This window comes from Paracraurococcus lichenis, assembly GCF_030657435.1.
GTDB lineage: Bacteria > Pseudomonadota > Alphaproteobacteria > Acetobacterales > Acetobacteraceae > Paracraurococcus > Paracraurococcus lichenis.
In genome coordinates this window covers 1-787 of record NZ_JAUTWS010000379.1, presented here as the reverse complement: position 1 = coordinate 787, position 787 = coordinate 1, and the positions used below count along the sequence as shown (strand labels likewise).

General features: G+C 62.6%; 1 protein-coding gene. It reads left to right on the top strand.

The genetic code is table 11. The features are described from left to right. Window positions 1-77: 77 nt before the first annotated feature. A partial coding sequence (locus Q7A36_RS40345; RefSeq protein ID WP_370655814.1) for an IS6 family transposase occupies window positions 78-787 on the top strand: 710 nt, incomplete at its 3' end.

The window sequence follows — 787 nt, the reverse complement described above, 5'->3', positions numbered from 1 at the left end:
GGTTCTGTTGCAAGTTTCGGCACTCAAACCGACCGGGTACAATCGTCGGCATGGCAAAGCGGCAGCAAGCATCCTCGGTGAGGCCGGATCAGTCCTTCAAGGGGCGGCAGTTCACCGCCGAGGTGATCCTCTGGGCAGTCCGCTGGTACCTCATGTTCCCCATCAGCTACCGTGACATCGAGCTGATGCTCGCCGACCGCGGTGTGAACGTGGACCACACGACGGTCTTCCGCTGGATCCAGGTCTACGCACCCGAGATCGAGAAGCGGATCCGGCCGCATCTGCGGTCGAGCAATGGCTCGTGGCGGGTCGATGAGACCTATGTGAAGGTCAAGGGCCGCTGGACCTACCTGTACCGTGCCGTCGACAGCCGCGGCCAGACGATCGACTTCCTGCTCTCGGCCAAGCGGGACGCCGAGGCTGCGAAGCGGTTCTTCCGCAAGGCACTGGGTCAGCCGCACACGGTGAACCCGCGTACGATCACGGTGGACAAGAACCCGGCCTATCCATGTGCGGTCGAACCGCTGAAGGAGGATGGTGAGCTGTGGCGACGCTCGCGGCTACGCCAGGTGAAGTATCTCAATAATATAGTGGAACAAGACCATCGGCGCGTTAAACGGCTGATCAGGCCGGGGCTGGGCTTTGGCAGTTTCCACACGGCGCGACGAACACTGGCGGGCTACGAGGTGATGGCGATGGTGAGGAAGGGGCAGGTACGGAGGATTGGTGGACGCGACATGCGGGCGCAGGCGAGCTTCATCGCCGAGCTGTTCCAGGTTGCCGCCTG